Source organism: Amycolatopsis sp. NPDC059027, from assembly GCF_042739735.1.
Lineage (GTDB): Bacteria > Actinomycetota > Actinomycetes > Mycobacteriales > Pseudonocardiaceae > Amycolatopsis.
The window spans coordinates 16,934-21,943 of the sequence record NZ_JBHYIK010000079.1; the positions used below are offsets into that span (position 1 = coordinate 16,934).

General features: G+C 67.7%; 8 protein-coding genes. 1 reads left to right on the top strand and 7 read right to left on the bottom strand.

The window, feature by feature from the left end:
- Positions 1-356: 356 nt before the first annotated feature.
- The 7 genes from ACFWY9_RS37720 to ACFWY9_RS37750 form a co-directional block, all read right to left on the bottom strand.
- Positions 357-668: a hypothetical protein gene (locus ACFWY9_RS37720; RefSeq protein WP_378341146.1), complete on the bottom strand. Its 312-nt coding sequence runs from the start codon at positions 666-668 to the stop codon at positions 357-359.
- A gap of 175 nt (positions 669-843) precedes the next feature.
- Positions 844-1,032: a hypothetical protein gene (locus ACFWY9_RS37725; RefSeq protein ID WP_378341147.1), complete on the bottom strand. Its 189-nt coding sequence runs from the start codon at positions 1,030-1,032 to the stop codon at positions 844-846.
- Between the two features lie 3 nt (positions 1,033-1,035).
- On the bottom strand, positions 1,036-1,431 hold the full coding sequence (locus ACFWY9_RS37730) for a transcriptional regulator (RefSeq protein ID WP_378341148.1): 396 nt from the start codon (positions 1,429-1,431) through the stop codon (positions 1,036-1,038).
- On the bottom strand, positions 1,431-1,688 hold the full coding sequence (locus ACFWY9_RS37735) for a hypothetical protein (RefSeq protein WP_378341149.1): 258 nt from the start codon (positions 1,686-1,688) through the stop codon (positions 1,431-1,433). The genes ACFWY9_RS37730 and ACFWY9_RS37735 overlap by 1 nt, the downstream gene beginning before the upstream one ends.
- Positions 1,685-1,978: a helix-turn-helix domain-containing protein gene (locus ACFWY9_RS37740; protein ID WP_378341150.1), complete on the bottom strand. Its 294-nt coding sequence runs from the start codon at positions 1,976-1,978 to the stop codon at positions 1,685-1,687. The genes ACFWY9_RS37735 and ACFWY9_RS37740 overlap by 4 nt, the downstream gene beginning before the upstream one ends.
- A complete protein-coding gene (locus tag ACFWY9_RS37745; RefSeq protein ID WP_378341151.1) occupies positions 1,969-2,262 on the bottom strand; it encodes a hypothetical protein in 294 nt (97 codons plus the stop codon). Before ACFWY9_RS37745 ends, ACFWY9_RS37740 begins: the two co-directional genes overlap by 10 nt.
- Before the next feature lie 61 nt (positions 2,263-2,323).
- Positions 2,324-2,938 carry a hypothetical protein gene (locus ACFWY9_RS37750; RefSeq protein ID WP_378341152.1) on the bottom strand — a complete coding sequence of 205 codons (615 nt, stop codon included), beginning with the start codon at positions 2,936-2,938 and terminating at the stop codon, positions 2,324-2,326.
- Between the two features lie 669 nt (positions 2,939-3,607).
- Between ACFWY9_RS37750 and ACFWY9_RS37755 the strand changes: the two genes are divergently transcribed.
- Positions 3,608-4,912 carry a hypothetical protein gene (locus ACFWY9_RS37755; protein WP_378341153.1) on the top strand — a complete coding sequence of 435 codons (1,305 nt, stop codon included), beginning with the start codon at positions 3,608-3,610 and terminating at the stop codon, positions 4,910-4,912.
- The last annotated feature ends 98 nt before the right edge of the window (positions 4,913-5,010 follow it).

A 5,010-nucleotide genomic window follows, 5' to 3' on the forward strand; every position in this document is an offset into this window, starting at 1 on the left:
TTGCGGATCTGGGCGATCCGGCCGTCCATCGCCGCCCTTTTGGCCCCCCCCGCGCACAAACAGGGTTGGGCCCGGGTGTACACAAACCCCCCCCCCCCCCCCGGGCCGCCTCCTCCCCCCCCCCCCCACCCCGGCCCTACCCCCCCCCCGTTCATGAACGGATGATCGCTGACTTGGGGTCAACTGGCACCGTCTGATCCGCTCAGCACTGGAGTCGATCAATTTGCGGGATTCTTCGATCCGGAACCTGGCACGACGCAGAAGGGCATCCACCTGATCCGCCCGCACCACTTCGCATCTGTCAGTGCCCATGCCGCCATCTTGCACTTGTAAGGCGTCGGTGTCCGCCCTAGTGCTCAGGCTGCGTCGGTCCGGCCCGGTGGCGGGGTGCCCGACGACAAGAGGGCGTCGATGCGGCGCACCGCCCCGGCCGTGAGTGTCACCACCACCACGGGCGTGCCGTCCTCCCGCAACGTCGGTACCAGCGTCAGCGCCGGATCACTCAACCCGGCGCGGTTCATCGACTCCCGTAGCGCCTCGGCCATCGCCACCGCCGCCCGGTAGGCGGCCACCACGGCGGGCGCCTGCTCCGCCGTGACCGCCTGAAACGTGATCTCCCCATCCCACTCGTTCGGGTCGAACCTGTCATGCGTGTCGTGTGTCGTCATCGCTGGTGGGCCTTTCGGTCGTCCTCGTGTCACAGGGCGACCCCGCGCACCACCGCCGGATGATCTGTCCCGGCGCAGCACGAAGCACCCCGATACCCTGGGCATCGGGGTTGCTCCGGCTTCCCCAGCCGGGCCACCCGCACTTCTTCGCCGTTGGACGGGTGGCCCGGCCCTGCTACTTCCCTCTTCCCTCCCCGCTCTCGTTAGCCCTCTTGTCGTTGTCCTCCTGCGTCACCTCAAGCAGCTTGCTGAGGAAATTCGCCTTCTTGACGTCCCCTTCTTCGGTCAGCGCGTGCAGGGCAGCGGCGGCGGCCTGCTTCTCTTGTTTGGCGGGCTCTCGTTTCGATCCGATTTCCGGGTCCACCTTTCATGTCTCCGTGCATGTCTGTTTGGCGTTCAGTAATTCGGGCACAGTCTGCGGCCACGGTCGCGATATCGACTGAAGCGCGAGCGCGTTCGTGAGCGCCATAACGTCGAGCAAGCAATTGTCGTGTGACAACAACCGGGCCGAACCGTCGAGTGTCAGCCGCCATTGAGAGCGGCCGTGATGCTCGGGGTGTTTCTGTTTCTCGATATACCCTGCCCTGCGCAGATGCCACAGCTGATTCGACAAGAAATTGGGAGCCAGCCCAGTCGCCGCTACGAGGCTGGAAAAGTCGACCCACGCCCGGTCCCGCAACAGCGAGACGATCACCCACCGGACCGGATGCAGGAACATCGGCTCCAGACCGCTCAGGTACCCGGCATCGTCCCGACCGGGCATCACGACTCCGGGGCGGGGCGGCGCCAGTGGATGAACGCCAGAACCCACCGCCGCGCACCCGGGACACGGCACAGCAGGTCCAGCAGCACCATCCCGGGCCATATCGCCCCGAACGCCACGGCCAGCACGACCGCGCGGGTCTTGACCTGTCCCTGAAACCACTGCCACGGCAACGGCGCCCGCAGGTCCCGGTACAGCGTCACGCCGAACCACACGCCGACACCGGCCCACACAACCAGCGTGATGTAGTCGCTCATGACGTCATCTCCCATGTCCGGTCGGTCGCTGTCAGGGGAGGGCTGTCCTCGGTCAGGGTCAGCCGCAGCGTGTAGCCGAAAAACCCGGCGTACTGCGCCAACGCCTCGAACAGAGTCGTGCTGTAGACGCCCTGCTCCACCTTCTCGATAGCTTGCGGATGGCGGCCAATCAGATGAGACACCGTTGCCTTGCTGAGCTTCTTCTCCTGCCGCATTTCCCGCAGCGTCGCAATCGTTTCCTCCAGGGACGCCGTCGTTCCCACAAGGCCGTATTTCACCGTCAACCCCACGGGTAGTTGACCGTGAGATCGATCCACATTTGTGCCTGCCGCTGCGCCCGCTCCACATCGGGCGTCCCGACCTGATGACACCACGTCCGCCCCGTCTCGCAGACGGTGCCGTCCGGCCCCGGCTGATCGCTCGCTTTCTGCTGGCCCCGCAGTTCCCACGGATACTTTCCCTGCTCGGCTCGCGACAACGTCCACGTGCGCGCTCCCTCCTGAAACCGGTACACGTCGCGGCCCACCAGCACCCAATTCCCGGACGCTCGTTTCCTCGGTGCTCGTTTCGCCATGGCCGTTCACAATTCCCGACAATTCTCTTCTCCAGTAATTACCGCCTCGCCTTTTCGGGGTTCACGGGTCGCAGCGGCCATCACCCCCGCACGCGTTCGGCGAAAACGGGTCCCGCACGCCACCGAACGCCAGCCGCCACGCCTCATCGGCAGGCACACCCGCAGCCCGGAACAACTGCCGCGCCACCGTCAACGCGAACCGCCCCGCCACCATCGAGGCCTGATCACCAGCCGCGACACCGCCCGGCGTGCCCCCGGGCGGCGGGGCAAGTGCCTGGCCCAGGTCACGGACCAGCTCGGCGCGGCGCCACCGGTCCGGCTCCACCGCCAGCAACCGCAACACCCGTGCCGCCTCCTCGGCCGCCGTCAGCGGTGAGCCCTCCGGCGCGGCCCACACCTCGCCCCGCCGCTGCGCCCGCTCCGTCTCGGCCAGCAACCCGACCAGCCCGGCGCACCGCTCCAACCCCTCCACCGCGACCGCCGACGGACCCGCCGGGCTCCGCTCGCTCAGCGCGCGGCCCGCCTCGGCGTAGGCCGCCAGCGATCGCGCGAGCCTGCCCAGCACGAACGCGCGCGCCCGTGCCGACGCCGCGCGTGCCAGCAACCGCTCCCACCGACGCGTGCGCTCCGCCGCACGATGACACCGCCGCGCCACCCGCGACGCCGCCCGGCTCACCGGCCACCGCCCACGGTGAGCGTGGGTACGCGGCGGGACCGGAGGCCCACGGGATCGCCGGGGTCAATCCGGTCCCGCCGCGTTTTCGGAGCGGCCGCTCCGGTCGGGGTTGCCGCGTCGGCGGAGGACGTGGCCGAACGCGGCACCGGGACAGCCGAGGCCCCAGAACCAGACAGCGCGGTGAACCATCGCGCGACCCGCCCGCGCCGCCGGTGCCGATGTGGTCCGTGCATCCGCTGCGCCATCGACCGCAGCGACGCTCGCGCCTCCACTATTAAGCGGCATCGCGGACACACCGCACCCGGCGCGGAGGTCATGGCGGCGGACATGAACCGAGCACCGCACAACCCCTCGAACGTCCCGCCCGCCGCCATCCCGGCCGCCATCGCCTCATCCGTCACAGCGTGATCACGCGACAGGTGCGCAGCCGTCACCCACGTCAGATGGGCAATCCGCGGCTTGGCCGTTCGCCCTCGCCCGTCTCGCACATCGGCAGTCATCAGACGCTCCCGCAGTCGTAATGTTGATGTAGTGACTGTCGCCACTTGCGGGGGTGCATCGTGAGGCCATCAACGGGCCATGTCAGGCCATGTGGGGGACATAAGGCCAGTTCAGCGGCCTATCGGCGCCTGTCACCGGCTACCGTGATGGCAGTAGGGAGGACAGGACATGGCCAGTAAGCCCCCGCGCTCACGACTCGAACAGCTCGCGCACGCGGCGCACCTGTCAGTGGTTGGGTTTTTGAAGGAGTACACACAGCAGGCAAGCCGTTGCGGTGAGGGCGACTCGGTGCACATCTCCGAGCGGCAAGCCAAGCGATGGCTTGCCGGAGGAGCCCCCACACCTCAGGCGATCTCGTGCCGGGTGCTCGAACACTGGTGGGGCGAGCCAGTAGGCCGCCTTCTCGGGCCTCCTGAACTCGAAGTCTCCCGAGCCCCCGTTACGGAAGAGGAACTGATCGTGAACGCTGCTCGCGAATCGGTTGAACACGCCATTGAGGCAGCATCAGCCTTAGACCCGTCGGCGCTGGAACACCTTCAGTCAGCGGCGGGTCGCGCTGCACAGGCGTATTACGTTACTCCGCCGCTGTCGATGCTTACCGATCTTGTCAGGCTCCGGAATACCGTCTACGACCAGCTTGACCGCACCCACAAACCTCGCCAGCAAGCAGAGCTTTACCTCATCGCCGGGCAGGTCTGCGGCCTGCTGTCCTCTGTGTCGTGGGATCTCGGCCATGCCGACGTGGCGGAGGAGCAAGCGCGTGCTGCGCACACGTACGGCAGTGTCATCGACCACCCATCGCTCTCGGCGTGGGCGCGTGCATTGCAAGTCACGGTCGCGTTTTGGTCTGGTCGGCCGCGCCGAGCGGTTGCGATTGCCACGGCCGCACTGGAAAACGCACCAGTCGGCACCGCGCGGGTGCGCCTGCACTCAGTGAACGCGCGCGCACTCGCGCTCATCGGTGCGCGTCAGGAGGTCCAAGCCGAACTCGACAAAGCAGCCGATGAACTAGACCGCGCCGGTGATGACCCATTTCTTGACGAGATCGGCGGGGAACTCGGTTTCGATCGATCACGGCGGGCGTTGTGCGCGGGCGCCGCGTACGTCGCCCTCGGCGATGGGGACCGGGCTGAGACCGAAGCGCTCGGAGCCTTGGAGCTATTCAGCCAACTACCCGAGGCGTCGCGGTGGGGTGCCGGTGAGTTGGGCGCGCGCGTTGACCTTGGCACCGCACGAGCGCTACGCGGAGACCTGGCCGGTGCGGCCGATGCACTCGTGCCGGTGCTCGATCTCGACCCAGCCCGCCGGACGGAAGCTCTTTCCCAACGGATGCAAGGACTTGGACGCCTGCTCACTACCGCCCGATACCGGGGGGCAGTAGAAGCCGCGCAACTCGGTGAAGGAATCGAAGACTTCACCGCAAGCAGCCTCGCGCGCGCCTCGGCAACCCGGATGATCACCGCACGCGAGTAGTTGGGAATGCCGGTGCGGCGGGGAGTTAAGCCCCCCCCCCCCCGTGCCCGTCGCGAGCGTCCCACGTGCCCAATAAAGCCCCCGCGGTTTGGGCTGGG